Raw genomic sequence first — 17,796 nt, 5'->3', positions numbered from 1 at the left:
ATTTCCGACCGCTAAACTATCTTTTGTAGGGGTTACGATCTACGTTACACGCGGGGTGGGTGTGTAAGACGAGCCTCGTGGGGACGTACTCATGTCATGCCTTGCCGACGCGCACCGACCTCTGGGAGACCCAATGACATCGCCCGCAGACGCGCTTCGGGGAAGCGGAGATCCGGAGATCGAGCGGCTGCTCGCGCAGTTCAACGCCGACGTCGCGCAGGTGGAGCAGCTCAGGGACCGGATCACCGAGGTGCGCGGCCGAGGTGAGGCGGCGGACGGGCGGGTCGTCGCCGAGACCGGGCCGACCGGAGCACTCGTGAGCCTCACGATCGATCCGCGCGCCATGCGGCTGGGCTCCGACGAGCTGTCCGCCGCGATCGTCGAAGCGGCCGAGGCGGCGGCGCGCAACGCGGAGGAGGAGATGACCGACCTGGTCGATCCGTTCATCGCGGACACCGTGCTGGGATCGACCCGTCGCCCTCGGGACAGCCGATAGCCGGCTGATCTCCCATGGCCATCAGCCCCGCACGCGGTGCGATCTATGGCGCCGGCTCGGCCGGCATCGCCGTCTTCGTGTTCAAGATGCTCGCGGTCGACTACCCGGACGGCGATCCGGCGAAGGCCCGGCAGGCCGCCGCCGTCTGGGCGCGACTCGCGGACCGGCTGGAGCAGAGCCAGAACCGGACCTACCCGTTCGCCGAGGCGGTGTGGAAACGCAACGGCGGCGAAGGGATCGAGGCCTACAAGAAGGCCGTGACCGCCGGGCTCTATCCGAACCCTCCCGCGCTGGGCTACGCCGACAAGCTCGCCCAGCGCTGCCGGCAGAACAGCGAGGCGTGCCTGGAGTACGCGGAGCTCATCGAGAAGGCGCGGCACGCCTACTGGACCCTCGCCTTCGCCAACTTCGCCAGCTTCATCTTCATCACCACCTTTCCCTGGCAGGCCGGGGCCGCCTACCAGCTCACCCAGTTCCTCATGCGGCGGGCCGAGGCGGGCCTGCTGGCGAAACTGCTCGAACACAGCATCGCCAAGATCGTGCTGAGCAAGCTCACCGAATACAGCATCGGCAGCGCCTTCTTCGCGGTCGGCGACGTGGGCGTGGTGGCCGGAGTCAAGGCGCTGCGCGGCGAGGACCCGGGCTCGTGGGGCGACAACGGGAAGCAGATGCTGAAGGAGTTCACCGCGTCGGTCGCGTTCTACGGCGCCTTCGACGCCGCCATGCCGGTGGCCAGAGCGGTGAGCAAGAACGCCGACGTGCAGTACTTCATCAGCCGGATGGTCGGCGGAGCCGCCTACGGCCCCACGTACGACGCCCTGAACGGGGAGAGCGGCACGGACCTCATCCCCACCTGGAAACAGACGCTCGGCAGGGTGCTGCTCTACTTCACGATGGCCCACAAACCGGCGGGATGACGCATGGCTCCTGAACCTGACCCCAAGCCGCCGGAGCGGCCGGACACCGTCACCGTCACGCCCCCCGGCGGGGACTACGACTCGCTCCAGGAGATCGCCCAGCGGCTCTTCGAGGACCCCTCACTCTGGGAGAGCATCTACCAGGCGAACCGCGACGTCCTCGACAGCCCCTACGACGTGCGGCCGGGCATGCGGCTCCGCCTGCCGATGGAGATCTACCCGGGTCACATCAGGGCCGCCGCCGGAGGCTTCGACACCGAGAAACACGACCTCGGCGAATTCGTCAACGCGGCGGCGGCGGAGCTGAACGCCATCGGCAACTTCTGGGGCGACGACAAACTCGGGACCACCTTCTTCAAAGGCGAAGGCGGCCGCATGGGCTACGAGGCCGTGTCAGGTCAGGTCATCGAGGGCATCGACGTCCTCCAGGACGCCCATCACGAGATCCCGAAGCGGCTGCGGCTCGTGGCCGACCGGACCGAGGTCACCGACTGGGAGAACGTGACCACCGTCCTCGCGGCGCTGCCCACCCCTGACCCGGACCTGCCGATCTGGGGCGAGCCACACCGTTAAAGGTGAAGGTCAGGACGTGCGGTGGTCAGGATGAGCGGGACAGCACCGAGCGGACGGCCTCCGGGGTGCGACCGACGACGGCCGCCCCGTCCCCGGCGGTGATGATCGGGCGCTGGATGAGCATCGGGTGGCTGGCCAGCGCCTTGATCCAGCGGTTGCGGTTGGCCGCGTCGCGGGGCCAGCCGGCGATGCCGAGATCGGTGGCCGTGGCCTCGCCGAAGCGGGTGATGTCCCACGGTTCGAGGCGCAGCCTGGTGAGCACCTCGCGCAGCTCGAGCTCGTTGGGCGGGTCGTCGAGGTAGCGGCGGATGGTGTAGTCGGCGTTCTCGGTGTCCAGGAGTTCGAGCGCGGAGGTGCACTTGGAGCAGTCGGGGTTGATCCAGATCTCCATGCTGACTTCCTTTGGGGATGCGAGGAGCGCGGAGCCATCCGGCAAGGCGTCCCATGGAGAAACAGGGGGCGCACTGGACGTGGCCATCCCCCTATTTCACTAGCAAGTGTTAGCCATACGGATTACCACGTCAATCTGCGACACCGCATGTACGGCTTCCGCCACCCGGCCACGCGCCGCGTCGAGCCGGGGTCCGGCCGTTCTTTCCACCACGGCCCAGAGCATCTCAGTCACAGACTGTGACATAACCGGCGTCGCTTAAGTAAAATCCCGAACCACCTCTTACAGCCGCAAATCACCGGCCGAGCAGGGGTTCCCGACGCCTCAGGCATCCCTCTGGTTTACCCACATCACAGATTGATGTCCGAAATTTCATGACAAAGGGTGCCTGGCACCGACAGAATGCGGAACGCCCACCCGCCGTCCATCCATACGGAGGACACCCATATGCGTAGACCCCTAGGGGTACTCGCGTGTGTCGTGAGCCTGGCCACCCTCGGTGCGCCGGTAGCCACGGCCCACGCCGCGACGGTGCCGCAACCCGCATGCCGTGTGACCGTCGCCAAGCCGCAGGTCACCGCCGCCGGAAAGATCCAGACCTCCGCCACCAGGCGCGGCTGCGAAGGCAGCGCCCTCGTCCGCGTCCGCATCAAGCGCGCGGTGGCCGGCCCCGACCGGATCGTCAAGAGCGCGTCGGGCAGGGGCATCAGCCCTCGGGTCACGGTCTCGATGTTGTGCGCCCCCGGTGTCTACTACGCGGTCGCCACCGACTACGCCGGCAACTCCGGCAAGTCGCGGCCGGTCCGGCTGTCGTCCTGCACGCCGACGACGCCGACTCCGACGCCCACCGACACGACCACGCCGACGCCATCGCCGACGGCCACCACCACTCCCACCCCCACTCCGACCGACACCACCAATCCGCCGACTGACGTGGTGGGAACGGTCGACGAGAACGAGGTCCTGCGGCTGACCAACGCCGAGCGGGTGAAGGGCGGCTGCAAGCCGCTCAAGCACGACGTCCAGCTGCACAAGGCCGCCTTCGGCCACTCCTCCGACATGGCGACCAAGAACTACTTCAGCCACACCTCGCAGGACGGCCGCAGCTTCATGGACCGCATCCGCGGAGCGGGCTTCACCGGCGGCACCGGCTGGGCCGAGAACATCGCCATGGGCCAGCCGACCCCGGCCTCGGTGGTCACCGGCTGGATGAACAGCCCGGGCCACAAGGCCAACATCATGAACTGCAAGTACAACCTCATAGGTGTCGGCGCGGCCAAGAATTCCAAGGGCCAGATCTACTGGACCCAGGACTTCGCCGCCAAGTAGCGGCCGCCCGAGCAGAACGATGCCCCGCGGCCGGCCGCCCGGCCGCGGGGCATCACCTCACCCGGCCCGTCACCTAGCCCGATCGGGCGCTCGTCCGTCACAGGCCATCCAGCCGGGCGCTCGTCAGGCCTGGCGCCACTCCGCCACGCTGCCGGGCTCGTGCAGGTGCAGGTCGGGGGCCCCTTCCAGGGCCTTCTCCTCGCCACCGGGCGTGTACGTGACGATCAGCCGCAACGGCCGCCAGGTCGAGTTGAACGTCGAGTGGTAGGCCCCCGCCGGAATGTGCACGGTGTCACCCTCCTTGATCGGAAACGGCTCGCCGTCGTCGACCATCTGCGACGCCTCGCCCGAGATGACGTAGATGATCTCCTCGGCCGTCGGGTGGTTGTGCCGGGCGTGTCCCTGCCCGGGATTGATGATGACCTCGCCCAGTGTGCTGCTCGCCCCCTCGATGGCCGACGGGGTGACGAACCACTTGATGGACCCCCAGTCGAAGGCCATCGTGGGCACGGAGTCCGGACTGACGTGCATGGCAGCTCCTCAGAAGTTCAACGCTTTGAAGGCTCGTACCTGCTCGGTGATGGCCCGTTCCGTGGGCAGCCGCTCGACGGACGAGGCGCCGAAGAAGCCCACCACGCCCTCGGTGTGCGACAGGACGTGGGCCGCGTCGGCGGGCTCGGCGATCGGGCCGCCGTGGCAGAGCACGAGGATGTCGGGCCGGACGGCCGCCGCCGCGTCGCGCATGGCCTGCACCCGGGTCACGGCCTCGTCCAGGGTCAGGGCGGTGCCCGCGCCGATGCTGCCCTTGGTGGTCAGCCCGACGTGCGGGACCAGGACGTCGGCGCCGGCCTCGGCCATGGCTCGGGCCTGGTCCTCGTCGAAGACGTACGGGGCCGTCACCAGGTCGCGTTCGTGGGCCAGCCGGACCATCTCCACCTCCAGGTCGTAGCCCATGCCGGTCTCCTCCAGGTTCTGCCGGAAGACGCCGTCGTACAGGCCCACGGTGGGGAAGTTCTGGACGCCGGCGAAGCCCATCGCGGCCAGCTGGTCGAGGAAGCGCGGCATGACCCGGAACGGGTCGGTGCCGCAGACGCCCGCGAGCACTGGGGTGTCGGCGACGACGGGCAGCACCTCGGCGGCCATCTCGACGACGATCTGGTTCGCGTCGCCGTAGGGCAGCAGCCCGGCCAGCGAGCCGCGCCCGGCCATTCGATAGCGGCCGGAGTTGTAGATGATGATCAGATCGACGCCGCCGGCCTCGGCGCACTTGGCCGACAGGCCCGTGCCCGCGCCCGCGCCGATCACCGGCCGCCCCTCCGCGACGGTACGGCGCAGCCTGGCCAGCACCTCTTCCCTCGTCACGCGCACTCACCTCCGAACCGCCGGGTCACGGGAGATCTCCTGCCGAGCCGCCTGGTCACGCGGGATCCGTTCCCCAGTCGCCTGGTCACGCGGCATCCCCTCCTGAGATCAGGTGGTGCAGCCGGTCGGCCATCCTCCGGCCGAACTCCGGATCGTTGATGTGCAGGTCGAGCCGCTCGGTCGCGGGAAAGGCGGCCAGCGCCTCGAAGCAGGCCGCGTCGGCCTTGGGATCGTGGAAGTCCATGCCCGGCGCGTCCAGCGCGGACACGCCGCCCAGCGGGACGAACAGCTCCGTCGGGCCGCCCGCCGCGCCGAGCTTGGCGGCCACCCGAGCGCCCAGCTCGGCCATCTCCTCCGGCGTGGTGCGCATCAGCGTGACGGTCGGATTGTGCACGTACAGCAGCCGGCCCGCGAACCGCTCGGGCACGGTGTCGCGCGGGCCGAAGTTGACCATGTCCAGCGCGCCGGGGGCGACCACCTGCGGCACACCGTGCGCGCCCGCCGCCGTCAGCCGGTCGGGCCCCGCCGACAGCACCCCGCCGACCAGGTCGTCCGCCAGTTCGGTAGTGGTCAGGTCCAGCACTCCGGCCAGCAGCCCGCTCGCCGCCAGCCCCTCCAGCGCCCGGCCGCCCGACCCGGTGGCGTGGAAGACCAGCACCTCGTAGCCGAGTTCGTCCAGCCGCTCGCGCGCCGCGTCCACGGCGGGCGTGGTCACGCCGAACATCGACGCGCCGATCAGCGGCCGTTCGTCGCTCCGCACCCGTTCGTCGCCAAGCGGCCGTTCGTCGCTCTGCGCGGTACGCGCCGCCCTGGCCAGCTGGTGTGCCTTGGCCATGCCCGCCGCCGCGGCGGCCGCGTTGCCGAGAATCGCCCGGGAGACCCGGTTGACGCCGGCGATGTCGACCACGCTGTACATCAGCGTGACGTCCCTTGCTCCGACATAAGGCGACACGTCGCCCGACGCCATCGTGGACACGATCAGCTTGGGCAGGCCGATGGGCAGGTCGCGGACGGCCCGCGCGGCGATCGACGAGCCGCCGCTGCCGCCCACGGCCAGCACCGCGTCTACCCGGCCCTCGGCGTACAGCCCGGCCAGGATCGCCGCCGCGCCCTCGCCCATGGCGGTGACGGCGGCCCCGCGGTCGCCCCCCTCCTGGAGCGCCCGCAGGTCACCTCCGGCCGCCTCGGCCACCCGCGTGTTGGAGACGTCGGCGAGCAGCGGCACGCCGGGCTCCTTCACCCCCGCGTCGACCACGAGCACGTCGCCGCCCAGCTCCACCAGCCGGTTGCGCAGCCACGCGTACTCTTCGCCCTTGGTGTCGAGCGTCCCGATCAGTACGACGGTCGGCATCTCACGCCACACCCCTCTGTTCGAAGACCTTCTTCGCCACATTGATCGCGTTGATCGCCCTTGGGAAGCCCGCGTACTGGACGCAATGAATGATCACCTCGACGATCTCCCCGGGCGTGAGGCCCACGTTGAGCCCCGCGTTGATGTGCCCGGTGAGCTGAGGTTCGACGCCACCGATGTTGACCAGGGAGGCGATCGAGGCGATCTGCCGCTGCTTGAGGTCCAGGCCGGGGCGCGAGTAGATCTCGCCGAAGTTGAACTCCACGCCGTAGCGCCCGAGGTCGGCGCCGGGTCCCGACAGCGCGTCGAGCAGCCGGTCGGCCGCGCCCTCGCCGTACACCTCGTCGTACTTCGCTCTGCCGCTGTCCATCGACATCAGATCGAGTGACCTCCGTCCTGGGGCAGGATGACGCCGGTCAGGTAGGCGGCGGACGGCAGGCAGAAGTGCACGATGCTCTCCGCCAGGTCCTCCGGGCTGCCGAGCGTTCTGGTGGGGATCTGGCCCAGCAGGGCCTCCCGCTGCTCGGGCGTGTCGCGGTCGCGGCCCGGTGTGTGCTGGGCGCCGGGGGCGATGCAGTTGACCGTGATGCCGTCGGTGGCGTACTCGATGGCCAGGGCCTTGGTCAGGCCGACCACGCCCGCCTTGGCGGCGGCGTAGCCGCTCGCGTGCCGGACCAGGCGCCCGCCGCGCAGGGCCGCGATGGAGGCGATGTTCACGATCCGGCCGCCCCCGCGCGCCAGCATCGACGGTACGACGGCGCGGGTCACGTTGAAGACGCTGGTCAGGTTGACGTCGACCATCCGCTTCCACTCGGCGGCGGTCATCTCGTGGAAGGGCCGCACCATGCCGCCGCCCGCGTTGTTGACCAGGATGTCGATCCCGTCCCAGGCCCGGATCACCTCGTCGATCGCGCCCTGGGTCGCGTCGAGGTCGGTGATGTCGGCCTTGAGTTCGAGCGCCTGCCGCCCGGTCTCGCGTACGGCCGCGCCGAACAGCTCCAGCCCCTCGGCCGCCACGTCCAGCCCGGCGACGTCGCAGCCCTCCCTGGCCAGCACCTGGGCGAACACCTTGCCCATGGCGCCGCCCGCGCCGGTGATGACGGCCTTTCTGCCTGCCAACCTCATACCGCAACCTTTCACTTGAGTGCCCTGGTCACTTGAGAGCTCCGGCGGTCATGCCCTGGATGAAGTGCCGTTGGAGGAGGAGATAGAGGGCGATGATGGGGATGCTCGCGAGCGTCACCCCGGCCGCGATCATCGACCGGTCCACGCTGTACTCACCGACGAAGAACATGATCCCGGTGGAGATCGGGCGCAGCCCCTCGTCCTGGCCGTACAGCAGGGGGATCAGGAACATGTTCCAGGTGAACATGAACTGCAGCACGACCAGCGTGATGATGCCGGGCCTGGCCAGCGGCAGGACGATGCGGGTGAAGACCCGCCACTCGGTGGCGCCGTCGATCCGGGCCGCGTTGGAGATCTCCTCGGGCAGCCCGCGGAAGAACGCGCGCATCAGGAACACCCCGAAGGCGAGGCCGAGCGCGACGCTCGGCACGATCACCCCCCAGTACGTCCCCAGGATGCCCAGATCCCTGACCAGGTAGTACTGCGGAATCATGATCGACTGAAACGGGATCATGATGCCGAGCAGGAAGGCGCCGAAGATGAGCCGCTCGCCGGGCAGCCGGCGGGTGCCCAGGGCGTACCCCGCGAGGCAGGAGAAGAGGGTCACCAGCGGCACCACGAAGGCGGCGTACAGGACAGAGTTGCCGATGTAGGAGCCGAACCGGCCGGTCGTCCACGCCTCGGCGAGGTTCTCCCAGTGCAAAGCGGTCGGGATGCCGAACGGGTCCTGGTTGATCTCCGACGTGCTCTTCAGCGCCGAGAACCAGATCCACAGGAACGGCATCACGAACAGCAGCGCGAACAGCCCGAGTATCAGGTACCTGGCCGTCTTCACGGTGATCGTCATGCGCGCTCCCTGACCCGGACCACCGCGACCGACACCAGCAGCGAGATCACGGTGAGCACCAGCGACAGGGTGGAGCCGTAGCCGACCTCGTTCTCCATGAACGCCTTCTGGTAGGTGTAGGTGGCGATGAGCTGGGTGGCGTTGTCCGGGCCGCCCTTGGTCATGATCCAGACGTGGTCGAACGCCTGGAAGCCGTGGACCAGCAGCAGCACGGTGACGAGCGTGATCGCGTTGGACAGCTGCGGGATCACCACGTGCCGGAAGCGCTGCCAGCCGTTCGCGCCGTCCATCCGGGCCGCGTCGAGCAGGTCGGTGTCCACGTTGTGCAGCGCGGCGGTGAAGATCACGAAGGCCAGTCCGACGGTCGCCCAGACCGAGGCCACCATCACCGCGTACAGGGCGAAGGTCGGGTCGCCGAGCCAGCCTCTGGTCCACGATTCGAGGCCCACCGCCTCCAGCGCCCGGTTGATGATGCCGAAGGCGGGGTTGTAGATCCAGCTCCAGACGATGCCGACGATGATCGCGGGCAGCACCTGCGGCATGAAGTAGATCGTGCGCAGCGCGGTGAAACCCCGTGGCCGGTTCCACACGAACATGGCCAGCAGGAGCGCCACGCCCATCGTCAGCGCGGTGCCCACGACGACCCAGACGAGGTTGTGCCCGAGCGAGCGCCAGAACAGGCCGTCTCCGAGCATCCGCTGGAAGTTGGCCAGGCCGACGAACCGTTTCTCGGGGCTGGCGCCGTCCCAGTCGGTGAGGCTCAGGTAGACCGACTGGGCCAGCGGCCACAGGATGAAACCCACATATAACAGCCCGGCCGGGAGCAGGAAGAGGTAGCCGAGCGTCCTGCCGGACGGCGACGGAGTCACGCGGGCCCCGCGACGCGTAGCGGTAAGAGTGAGCGTCATGAGGTCACGCCCGCCTCCCACGCCTTCTGCAGCTCCTCCGCCTGCTTGGCCGGGGTCTTGTCCCCGGCGACCACGGCCTGGAAGCCGCTGGTCATCGCGTTGAGGAAGCCGGGCGCGGCCAGGCCGTGGTTGACGGCGTAACCGATGTTGGTCTTGGCGTCGCCACCGCCGGTCTGGGCCGCCTGCATGGCGAGCTTCTGCAGCGGGCTGAGGTTCCAGCCCGCGGAGTCGAACGGCACCGGCGGGAAGATCTTGGCGCCCTCGACCCAGAGCCGTACCGCCTCCGGCTTGTAGAGCGAGTCGAGGAACTGGGCGGCCACGTCCGCGTTCTTGCTCTTGGCCGAGATGTAGTAGGCCGAGCCGATGCCACCGGGATAGACGCGGGGCCCACCGTTGACCGAGGGCATGGCCATGATGCCGATCTCCTGGCCCTGCATCTCCTTCTCGATCGTGCCGACCGCCCAGGTGCCGTTGAGGTTCATCAGCGCCTTGCCGGCCAGGAAGAGCGACTGGGCGTCGGGGCCGCCGAGCGAGTTGAGATCCTTGATGAACCCGCCGGCCTTGACCAGGTCGACGAAGAAGAGCTTGATCGCCTCGACCAGCTGCGGGGTGTTCCAGCTGCCCTTGTTGTCGAAGATCAGGTCGCCCATCGGCTGGGCGCCCGCGAGGTTGTTGGCCATCATCGAGAAGGCCCACCAGCTCGGGTAGACGTCCGACTGGCCGTACGCGATGGGCGTGTAGCCCTTCTTGGCGGCGGCCGAGGCGAAGGTCAGTAAGTCGTCGAAGGTCTCGGGGACGGTCAGGCCCGCCTTGTCGATGAGGGTCTTGTTGTAGAAAAGGACGGTGTTCTCCGACTCGTCGGGCAGGCCGTAGAGCTTGCCGCCGAGCGACGCCTCCCTGATCGCGAACGGCGTCAGCCGGTCCAGCCAGCCGTACTTCGCGGCCACGTCGTCGAGCGGCTTGATCAGGCCCGCCTCGGCCAGCACGCCGGCGTTGCCCGCGCCGACCTGGTAGTAGATGACATCCGGGCCGGTGCCCGAGGCCAGCGCGGTCTTGCCGACCGTGGTGAGCTGGTCGCCAGTCTGCGAGGTACGGGTGATCGTCGCGCCCTTGAACAGGTCGTAGACCTTCTTGACGGTCTCGTTCTGCGGGGAGGTGGTGAACTGGTCCCACACTTTCAGGCTCGCGCCGGCCGTACCTCCGCTCGCCGGTGCGGGGTCCGTCCGGCCCCAGCCACAGGAGCTGAGCGTCACCGCCGCGGCGGCCAAGCCACCGGTGCGGAGGAAATCGCGGCGAGTGGGGGTGTTCAAGGCGTTGTCCTCTCATGTGCGGCCCAGGGGGCCGTGAAACGGTGGTGTCCGGAGGCCACCGAGCACACGACCGTCCCGTCACGCCGTTCGAGGACGGTGACGTGAGCGGTGGACTCGATCGCCTCGGGATCGCCGGTGGGGAGGTGCACCGTGGCGTCCGTCCCCGGGGGGATCAGCACGTCCACCGTGAGCACGCCGTCCGTCACCGACCATGCGGACTCGACTCGCCCCCGAGCGGTCTCCTGCACGGCGCGGGCCCGGGTGAGCTTGCCACCCGGCCGCGGGCGGATCACCAGACCGGCGTACGCGGACGAGTCCGCCGTCTGGCCGATCCCGGCGACTCCTCCGTACAGCCAGTCGCCGATGGCGCCCAGGCTGTAGTGGTTGAAGGAGTTCATGGTGGCCGCCTGGAAGCCCCGGTCGGGGGTCCAGCCGTCCCATCGTTCCCAGATGGTCGTGGCGCCGTGCCTGACGGAGAACAGCCAGCTGGGAAAGGTCTCCTGGTGGAGAAGTTCGTAGGCCAGGTCGGCGCGGCCGATCCTGGTGAGCACCGGGCACAGCAGCGCGACCCCGAGGAAGCCGGTGGTGAGATGGCCGTCGTGCGCGGCGATGTCACGCACCAGGTGCTCGGCGGCCACTTCGGCGGGCATCAGGCCGAACTCGATGGCCAGTAGGTAGCAGGTCTGGGTGTCGCCGTGGATGCGGCCGTCCGGCGCGACGAACTCCTGGTTGAAGGCCCTTCTGATCGCCGCGGCCAGCTGCTCGTACCTTTCGGCCTCGGGCCTGCCGAGGATCCGCGCCGCCTCGGCGACGAGCGTGGCCGACTGCGCGAAGTAGGCCGTGGCCAGCACGTCGCGCGGGGTGTCCACGCCGATCTGGAGCCAGTCGCCGTAGTTCCTTCCGGTACGGCGGCGCCAGATCAGGTCGGGATTGTGCCGTTCGATCTGGTCCACCCAGGCGGCCATCGCGGGCAGGCAGCGCTCCAGCACGCGGCGGTCACCGTACAGGCGGTAGAGCGACCAGGGGACGATCACTCCCGCGTCGCCCCAGCCCGGCGCGCCCTCCCTGGTCAGGCAGACCAGCGGCGCCACGTCGGGGAAGGAGCCCTCCGCGTCCTGCCCGGTCAGCACGTCCTCCATCCAGTCGGCGAAGAAGGCCGACACGTCGGCACCGCGGGCCGCCGTAGGGAGGAAGACCTGCGCGTCCGCCAGCCAGCCGAGCCGCTCGTCGCGCTGGGGGCAGTCGGTGGGCACCGAGACGAAGTTGCCGCGCTGGCCCCAGCGGATGTTCTCGTGCAGCTTGTCGACCAGCGGGTCGTCACAGGAGAACTCACCCGTCCACGGCAGCTCGCTCTGCAGCACCCGCCCGGTGACCTCGATCCGCCCGTCGAACCCGGTGATCTCGACATAGCGGAAGCCATGGACGGTGAAGGCGGGCTCGTACACCTCCACCGGGTCGCCGCCGCAGACATAGACGTCCGTGGCCTCGGCGCGACGCAGGTTCGCCAGGTGCAGGGAACCGTCCTCTTCCAGCATCTCGGCGTGGCGGAGCTGGATCCGCCGCCCGCGCTCGGCGCCGTGGACGGTGAGCCGGACCCGGCCGACCATGTTCTGGCCCAGGTCGGCGATGGTCTCGCCACCGGGTCCGCGCAGGACGCGCACGGTCGGGACGTCTTCGACCACGCGTACGGGGGCGCTGCGTGACCAGACCAGCTCCGAGGTGTCCGTGCCGGTGACGGCCACGGGCGTCCAGGCGGCGTCGTCGTAGCCGGGACCGTCCCAGCCGTCCAGCCTGGCGCGGGCGTCGTAGTACTCGCCCATCAGCAGGTCGGAGTGGCGCAGCGGGCCCGGCGACTCGCGCCAGTCCTCATCCGTGGCGATCACATGGCGGGATCCGTCGGCGAACTCCAGCACGAGCTGGGCGATGAGCGCGGGCGCGTCGCCGTACAGCTTGCCCGCCTTGCGGGGGTCCATCCCGACGAAGCCGCTCCACCAGCCGTCGGCAAGCAGCGCGCCCAGGACGTTCGGCCCTTTCCGCAGCCGCGCCGTGACGTCGTAGGACTGGTATCTGATCCGGTGCCGGTAGTCGGTCCAACCCGGTTCGAGCTCGGCGTCGGAGACGCGCGCGCCGTTCAGCGAGAACCGGTGCAGGCCGCGGGCACTGGCGTACAGCCGCGCCCGCACGGGGAGTTCGGCCAGGTCGAAGGCCCGGCGGAGGTGGGCGCACGCGGTCAGCTTGCGGGTGGTGAACGAGCGGTCGTCCTCGACCGGCGGCTCGAAGACCGGCTGCGCGCCGTCGTCCCTGGCGATCCAGGCCGCGCGCCAGCCGCCCATGAGTCCGGTCTCGAACCACGAACCCGTACGGCCCGCCGCGGCTCCCCACGCGTCACGCACCTCCACCGACCAGTCGTAACGGGTCGAGGGCCGGAGGGGCGCTCCCTCATAGACGACCTGGTGCTCGCCGGCGCCTCCGGTGTCCCACACGACCTGGTCTCCGGCACGCACGATCAGCCGGTAGGCGGTCTGTCGATCGCCGTGGTCGTCGGAGCGGAGCTTCCAGGACAGACGGGGCGCGGTCTCGTCCATGCCGAGTGGCTGATCGAGGAACTCGCAGGTGAGGCCGTACGGAGACAGGCTGGGCATGGTCTTGACCACTTCCCTTCGCAGGCCCACAACCGATCTGAATCGTTTTAAGAGGGCCGGTGTGGCGCACGTTACATCGACGTTGCGCGATTGGTCAACCGGTTGACCAATGCCGCTTTTGAGACGTACCGTCCCATGTCATGGACTACGCGCTGCTCGGCCCGACGGGCATCAGGGTGTCGCGGCTCTGCGTCGGCACGGCGACGTTCGGGGTGGCCCCCCGCGCCGCCGACGCCGCCGGGCTCGTGCGCGGCGCGCTGGACCATGGGATCAACTTCTTCGACACCGCCAACGCCTACGGCAACCGCCCGCAGTTCGACCGCCCCGGCGTACCGCCCTGGACCGAGCGCGAGTCGGCCGAGGAGATACTCGGCCGGGCGCTGGCGGGGCGGCGGGACGAGGTCGTCCTGGCGACCAAGGCCCGCGAGAGCGTCGGACCCGGCGTCAACGACCGGGGCCTGTCGCGGCGGCACCTGATCCAGCAGCTCGAACGGAGCCTGCGCCGCCTCCGCACCGACCACGTGGACCTCTACTACGCCCACCACCCCGACCCCGACACGCCGCTCGAACAGACCCTCGCCACGCTCGACGACCTGGTCAGGCAGGGCAAGGTGCGCCATGCCGCGCTGTCCACCTATCCCGCGTGGGAGACCGTCCAGGCCCTGTGGATCTGCTCGGCCCGCAACCTCCACGGCCCGGTCTGCGCCCAGGTGCGCTACAACCTGTTCGACCGCACGCCGGAGACCGAGCTCGTCCCCGCCTGCCTGCGCCTCGGGCTGTCTTTGGTCGCGTTCAGCCCACTGAGCGGCGGCCTGCTGGCCGGGGCCAGGGGGCGGGAGTACAGCGGGGAGCTTCGCTGGGGCGGCGGTGGCTTCTCGCCCGAACACCTGGCTACGGCCGAGCGTCTGGATTCGCTGGGTGCCGAGTGGGGCCATCCGCCTGCACACCTGGCCCTCGCCTGGCTGCTGTCCCGTCCGGCGGTGGCCAGCGCGGTCATCGGCCCGGAGGACCTCGCCGAGCTGACGACCAGCGTGGCCGCCGCCGACCTACGCCTGGAACCGGCCCAGCTGGACGCGCTGACCGCCGTTCCGTCGTATCCGCGCACCGCCCAGAGCCTGCTCAGGCTGCGGACGGGCGAGGGACGCCCACAGGAGGTCGAGCGATGACCGGGACTGGTGGGCGATGACCGGGCTGAAGCGTGTGGCGACCGGGGCGGGGGGTGCGACGACCGTCTCCTTCGAGCTGGCCGGGCCGCATCTGGACCGGGTGCGGCTGGGCGGGCTGCTCCTGCTGCGCCGGGTGGGCGTGCTGGTCAGGGACGGCCGGTGGATGACCGTGCCGGGGCGGCTGCTGCGGACCGACCCTGGCACGGCCACCACCTCTGCCTTGCCCTCGCCCTCGCTATTGCCGCCCTCTCCCTCCCTCTCGCCCCCGTCGTCGCTCTCGCTGGTTGTGCGGCACGGCGCGGACTTCAGCTGGCGTGGGACGGCGACCGTCACGGAGGACTCACTCACGTTCACGTTCGACGGTCGGGCGGAGCGCGACTTCGAGCGAACCAGAATCGGCCTCTGTCTCATCCACCCGCCGCATCTGGCGGGCACCCCGGTCGAGGTCAACGGACTGGCCGCCGGGGAGTTCCCGCGGCGGATCAGCCCGCATCAGATCTTCACCGGCATCAGGACCATGAGCTACCGGGACGGTGGGGCGCTGGTCACGATCGAGCTGAACGGCGAGACCTTCGAGACCGAGGACCACCGGAACTGGAGCGACGCCGGCTACAAGACCTATGGGACGCCGCTCGGCCTGGGCCGGCCGGTGCCGGTACGCCGCGGCGACCACGTCCACCAGCGCCTCCACCTGACGGTCACCGACCACCCACTGTCCCAGCCACGCCCGCGCCGACGCCGGATCCGCGGTGGCGCGACAACACGGGTACAACTCCGAGTCCCGCAGCCCTCTCCTGCAGGCCCGCTCCCCTACGAGGAACCACACACCCAGGGGGAACCGCCAGCCGGAGAGGCACCCCCCTTCTCGGAGCCGCACACCCAGCGGGAACAGCCAAGCGGAGGGACGCTCCCGTCGGTGGGGCTGTACCTGGGGCGACCTCCGGCGGACGGACGGAAGCTTGCCGGACCCTCGTTCCTGCACGGGACCGTGGATCTGGACGAGCCGGGGTGGCGCGAGGTGGCCGACCGGTTCTCCACCGCCGCCAGGGCCGCCGGGGCGACGCTCACGCTGAGCGCCGTCTGCTCGTCCCCCGACCAGGTGGCCGCACTGCGTGACGTCCCGGGCCTCGACACACTCCTGGCGTTCGACCGTACACATGGCACTCCCCGAGAACTCGCCGAGGCCGCCCGCCGGCCCTTCCGAGGTGGGCCACCGTCATTCCACGGTCCGCAGGTGCCCTTCGCCGGTGCGCCCGTGCGGATCGGCGGCGGCAGCCGAGCCCACTTCGCCGAGCTGAACCGGGCCGTGTCTCTACCGTCCGACCTGCTCGACCTGGTCTGCTTCCCCATCGCGGCCCAGGCTCACCACGACGACGAGGCGAGCGCGCGGGAGACGCTGGCGGTCCACCCGCTGCTCGTCGGGCAGGCCGCCGAACACGGCCTGCCCGTGCTCGTGGGCCCGGTCGGCCTGCTGCCCACCTTCGGCTTCGCCGCCCCGCGCGGCGCACACGATCCCGCGTCGTCCGCCCTGTTCCGTACGACCTGGCTGACCGCCGCCCTGATCACTCTCGCCAACGCCGGAGCAGCCGCGATCTCCGTAGACGCCTGCGATGCCGCCGAGACCTCCACGAACGACCGCCTCGCCCCCACAACCGCCGAGGGCTCCGCGAACAGCCACCACACCACCGCAACCGCCATCGACACCCCCACCGCCTCCGCCGCCGCCGAGAGCTATGCGGACGACCAGGCCACCGGCGCCGACGCCATGCCGTCCGGGCTGCTGCATGTGCTCGCCGTCCTGCGCCCCTTCGTAGGAGGGCGACTCGTCGACCCCAGGCTTGCGGCGGGGCTGGTCGGCTTGGCCGTGCACCATGGCGGACGACGGCTCGTCCTGGCAGCGGCGCTGGACGCCGACGGCGGTGGCAACGGCCACAGCGGCTGCGACGGCTGCGGCTGCGGCGACGATCGCCATGGCGACGACGAGCACGGCCACGGCGGCGGTGACGGCTGCGGCGAGCCGGTCTTCATCGACACTCGCGGCCACACCGTCACCACGATCACCGGTGGCGGCGACGCAGGCGGCGTGGTCGTACAGGAGCATCCGCCCGGCACCGAGACGACGGCCCTCACCGCGCCGGCCGTCGCGATCCTCATCTCGCCCGCAGGCCTCACACCCGCAAGACCCGCATCCACAAAACCCGCGAGACCCGCGCCCCCAAGAGACGCGCCCAGAGGACAAGCGCACCAGCCAGGACCGGCGTCGTCGCCCGAACCCGTACCGCCCTCAGAAGGAGACCATTGATGCCCTTCAGGATCGGCCTGACCCGAGACTTCCTGACCGACGACGGGCGGATCGGCTGGGGTGACATCGGCCTGGCCGCGCTCGACGCGGCCGACGGGGTGGAGTGGGACTTCATCGAGGCCGTGGACGGTGACATCCCGCCCGAGGCGGTGCGCGGTTACGACGCCCTGATCGTCCTGACCCCCAGGGTCACCGCCGACACGCTCAAGGGTGCCGACCGGCTGGTTCTGGTCGCCCGGTTCGGTGTCGGCTACGACAACGTGGACGTCGAGGCGTGTACCCGGCACGGCGTGCTGGTCACCATCACGCCCGATGGTGTGCGCGGGCCGGTGGCGGTGTCGGCGCTGACGATGCTGCTCGCCGCCGCGCACCGGCTCGGCGAGAAGGACCGGCTGGTACGCGCGGGCCGGTGGCACGACAAGCTGGACTACATGGGGACCGGCGTCACCGGCAGGACGCTCGGCCTGGTCGGCTGGGGCAACATCGGCCGCGAGCTGTCGCGGCTGTGCGCGCCGCTGGGTATGCGGCAGCTCGCCGCCGACCCGTACGCCGATCCCGAGCGGGCGGCGGCGGCCGGTGTCACGCTCGTCGAGCTGGACACGCTGCTCGCCGAGGCCGACTTCGTGATGGTCACGTGCGCGCTGACCCCGGAGACCCACCACCTCATCGATGCCGGGCGGCTGGCCGGGATGAAGCCGACCGCGTACCTGGTCAACGTCGCCAGGGGTCCGATCGTCGACCAGGCCGCGCTCACTGAGGTGCTCACTCAGGGGCGTATCGCGGGGGCGGCGCTGGACGTGTTCGAGGTCGAGCCGCCCGATCCGGCCGACCCGCTGCTGGCGCTGGACAACGTGCTGCTCAGCCCGCACGCCGTCGCCTGGACCGACGAGCTCGCGCTGGGCAACGGGCGTGGCGCCATCCAGGCCGCTCTCGACGTCGCCGCCGGTCGCACACCGGCGTACCCGGTCAACCCGGCGGCTCTCGACCACCCGCGTCTCTCGTCAAAGGCCCTCCGATGACCGACCCGTCTCGCCGTGAAGGCCCTCCGGTGACCGATCCGGCAAAGGCCCTCCAGTG

Annotated in this window: 17 protein-coding genes; 7 read left to right on the top strand and 10 right to left on the bottom strand. The window is 70.1% G+C overall.

Annotation, left to right across the window (positions count from 1 at the left end; genetic code table 11):
- The first annotated feature begins 133 nt into the window (after positions 1–133).
- From ACQP2T_RS02915 to ACQP2T_RS02905, 3 genes are read left to right on the top strand one after another with little or no spacing between them, the layout of a single operon-like run.
- Positions 134–496, top strand: coding sequence for a YbaB/EbfC family nucleoid-associated protein (locus ACQP2T_RS02915; protein ID WP_433514644.1), 363 nt, complete (start codon positions 134–136; stop codon positions 494–496).
- Between the two features lie 14 nt (positions 497–510).
- The gene (locus ACQP2T_RS02910; RefSeq protein ID WP_433514643.1) at positions 511–1,413 is read left to right on the top strand and encodes a hypothetical protein; all 903 of its coding nucleotides are present in this window, start codon (positions 511–513) and stop codon (positions 1,411–1,413) included.
- Positions 1,414–1,416: 3 nt separating this feature from the next.
- The gene (locus tag ACQP2T_RS02905) at positions 1,417–1,986 is read left to right on the top strand and encodes a LysM peptidoglycan-binding domain-containing protein (RefSeq protein WP_433514642.1); all 570 of its coding nucleotides are present in this window, start codon (positions 1,417–1,419) and stop codon (positions 1,984–1,986) included.
- A gap of 25 nt (positions 1,987–2,011) precedes the next feature.
- Here the strand turns inward: ACQP2T_RS02905 and ACQP2T_RS02900 are convergent, their stop codons facing one another.
- Entirely contained in the window at positions 2,012–2,377 is a 366-nt protein-coding gene (locus tag ACQP2T_RS02900) for an ArsC/Spx/MgsR family protein (RefSeq protein WP_357939188.1), read from the bottom strand.
- A 447-nt stretch (positions 2,378–2,824) separates the two neighbouring features.
- On the opposite strand from ACQP2T_RS02900, the gene ACQP2T_RS02895 reads away from it, so the two are divergent.
- Positions 2,825–3,706 (top strand): CAP domain-containing protein, encoded by an 882-nt coding sequence (locus tag ACQP2T_RS02895; RefSeq protein ID WP_433514641.1) that lies wholly within the window; start codon positions 2,825–2,827, stop codon positions 3,704–3,706.
- A gap of 123 nt (positions 3,707–3,829) precedes the next feature.
- Here ACQP2T_RS02895 and ACQP2T_RS02890 read toward each other — a convergent pair whose 3' ends face one another.
- The 9 genes from ACQP2T_RS02890 to ACQP2T_RS02850 form a co-directional block, all read right to left on the bottom strand.
- Positions 3,830–4,237 (bottom strand): cupin domain-containing protein, encoded by a 408-nt coding sequence (locus tag ACQP2T_RS02890; RefSeq protein WP_357939184.1) that lies wholly within the window; start codon positions 4,235–4,237, stop codon positions 3,830–3,832.
- A 9-nt stretch (positions 4,238–4,246) separates the two neighbouring features.
- Complete coding sequence (locus ACQP2T_RS02885; protein WP_433514640.1) at positions 4,247–5,068, bottom strand: phosphoenolpyruvate hydrolase family protein; 822 nt, start codon at positions 5,066–5,068, stop codon at positions 4,247–4,249.
- Positions 5,069–5,153: 85 nt separating this feature from the next.
- A complete protein-coding gene (locus tag ACQP2T_RS02880; protein ID WP_433514639.1) occupies positions 5,154–6,419 on the bottom strand; it encodes a Tm-1-like ATP-binding domain-containing protein in 1,266 nt (421 codons plus the stop codon).
- Between the two features lies 1 nt (position 6,420).
- A complete protein-coding gene (locus ACQP2T_RS02875) occupies positions 6,421–6,795 on the bottom strand; it encodes a carboxymuconolactone decarboxylase family protein (protein WP_357939177.1) in 375 nt (124 codons plus the stop codon).
- Entirely contained in the window at positions 6,795–7,544 is a 750-nt protein-coding gene (locus ACQP2T_RS02870) for an SDR family NAD(P)-dependent oxidoreductase (RefSeq protein ID WP_433514638.1), read from the bottom strand. The genes ACQP2T_RS02875 and ACQP2T_RS02870 overlap by 1 nt, the downstream gene beginning before the upstream one ends.
- A gap of 28 nt (positions 7,545–7,572) precedes the next feature.
- Positions 7,573–8,391 carry a carbohydrate ABC transporter permease gene (locus ACQP2T_RS02865; RefSeq protein WP_433514637.1) on the bottom strand — a complete coding sequence of 273 codons (819 nt, stop codon included), beginning with the start codon at positions 8,389–8,391 and terminating at the stop codon, positions 7,573–7,575.
- Complete coding sequence (locus tag ACQP2T_RS02860; RefSeq protein WP_433514636.1) at positions 8,388–9,194, bottom strand: carbohydrate ABC transporter permease; 807 nt, start codon at positions 9,192–9,194, stop codon at positions 8,388–8,390. The genes ACQP2T_RS02865 and ACQP2T_RS02860 overlap by 4 nt, the downstream gene beginning before the upstream one ends.
- A 101-nt stretch (positions 9,195–9,295) precedes the next feature.
- Positions 9,296–10,609 carry an ABC transporter substrate-binding protein gene (locus tag ACQP2T_RS02855; RefSeq protein WP_433514635.1) on the bottom strand — a complete coding sequence of 438 codons (1,314 nt, stop codon included), beginning with the start codon at positions 10,607–10,609 and terminating at the stop codon, positions 9,296–9,298.
- A complete protein-coding gene (locus tag ACQP2T_RS02850) occupies positions 10,606–13,251 on the bottom strand; it encodes a family 78 glycoside hydrolase catalytic domain (RefSeq protein WP_433514634.1) in 2,646 nt (881 codons plus the stop codon). The genes ACQP2T_RS02855 and ACQP2T_RS02850 overlap by 4 nt, the downstream gene beginning before the upstream one ends.
- Before the next feature lie 140 nt (positions 13,252–13,391).
- Between ACQP2T_RS02850 and ACQP2T_RS02845 the strand changes: the two genes are divergently transcribed.
- Genes ACQP2T_RS02845 through ACQP2T_RS02835 form a run of 3 tightly spaced genes read left to right on the top strand, consistent with a single transcriptional unit; the run spans position 13,392 to position 17,738 of the window.
- Positions 13,392–14,417, top strand: a complete 1,026-nt coding sequence (locus ACQP2T_RS02845; RefSeq protein ID WP_433514633.1) for an aldo/keto reductase — start codon at positions 13,392–13,394, stop codon at positions 14,415–14,417.
- A 16-nt stretch (positions 14,418–14,433) separates the two neighbouring features.
- Positions 14,434–16,719 carry a hypothetical protein gene (locus ACQP2T_RS02840; RefSeq protein ID WP_433514632.1) on the top strand — a complete coding sequence of 762 codons (2,286 nt, stop codon included), beginning with the start codon at positions 14,434–14,436 and terminating at the stop codon, positions 16,717–16,719.
- Positions 16,719–17,738 (top strand): hydroxyacid dehydrogenase, encoded by a 1,020-nt coding sequence (locus ACQP2T_RS02835; RefSeq protein ID WP_433514631.1) that lies wholly within the window; start codon positions 16,719–16,721, stop codon positions 17,736–17,738. Before ACQP2T_RS02840 ends, ACQP2T_RS02835 begins: the two co-directional genes overlap by 1 nt.
- Positions 17,739–17,796: the final 58 nt, after the last annotated feature.

This window comes from Nonomuraea sp. CA-143628, assembly GCF_050942315.1.
In the GTDB taxonomy this organism is placed as follows: Bacteria; Actinomycetota; Actinomycetes; order Streptosporangiales; family Streptosporangiaceae; genus Nonomuraea.
This window is presented reverse-complemented; position numbering and strand designations above follow the sequence as displayed.